The organism is Clostridium boliviensis (genome assembly GCF_033342255.1).
Taxonomy (GTDB): domain Bacteria; phylum Bacillota; class Clostridia; order Lachnospirales; family Lachnospiraceae; genus Lacrimispora; species Lacrimispora boliviensis.
In genome coordinates, this window is record NZ_JAWONS010000160.1 from 1 (window position 1) to 982 (window position 982).

The 982-nt window shown below is 49.2% G+C and carries 1 protein-coding gene; it reads right to left on the reverse strand.

Annotation, left to right across the window (positions count from 1 at the left end; all coding sequences use genetic code 11):
• Positions 1-689: 689 nt before the first annotated feature.
• Positions 690-982 (reverse strand): HAD family hydrolase (locus RZO55_RS10400; RefSeq protein ID WP_318064214.1); only part of this gene is annotated, 293 nt, incomplete at its 5' end.

The following is a 982-nucleotide window of genomic DNA, read 5'->3' on the forward strand; positions in this document are numbered from 1 at the left end:
CTGTAATTTTTCCCCATATCCACCCCCTCTCATATGTAAATAATTTCCGAAATCTTGGCTTGAGAGGACTGACCGGAAGGGGGAATGGTTTTATAGCTTCATGGGGCGAAAAAACCGTCAGAGGGTCGTATATTCGGGATAGGAGATCTCTGATAAGGATTTAAGATTGATTTAGGAGGGCGACAATTGATGTCACTGTTTGAGACAGCAATTATGGTGATCCTATCGTTTTATATACTCCTAGCATTTTATCGCGGCGCTCTCAGGTTTGTAGTGGAAATCTGCATGATGATGCTAATCTTGTGGTTTGCATTCTACGGGATATAAAAAAAACCGGGACGTTTTGCCCGGTCTCCTTATATTCTCGTCAAGGGAAAGAAGGAGAAAGCTGAAATGGAGTTTAAGAAGATAAAAGCCGGTGAGTATAAAGCTGTGAGGTGTTTGGGGAGGGTGACGGTGGGGCGCTTATAACCCCGACGTCTTCCCCGCCAACGATAGGCGCACCCGAAGAGAAGCCACCGAGATCCTCCTGCCAAAAGGAGAAACGAAAAATGGATAAGGACAAGCTGGATAAATTAATCGAGGAAGCCCAAAAGCTGGGCCGTCTTGGAGTGTGCTGGGGTTGCGGGATATATAGATTCGTCCGAAATCCGCCATAGGATAAAAAAAAGAACCGGGAGTAACCCGGTTCAACGCTTCCAGTGGGGCCGGAAAGAGCGGATTTCTTCCAGCGCCTTCTCAAAATCCCCGTCGAACCGAATGGCCCGATCATCCAGGTAAATGAGGGCCGGCACTTTCCGGTTCGTCACGCGGGTGACGAAGTCCCCCAACCCGTGTTTATCCAGCCACGCCCAAACCTTGGGAACGGGCTGAGTGGTGAAGATGTAGACCCGGTATTTCCGGGACAACTCTTCCAGAAACTCTTTCGCCCCTTCGCGGGGCGGATCTTCGTGATCTTCCCCCTTCCATCCACTATAATTGT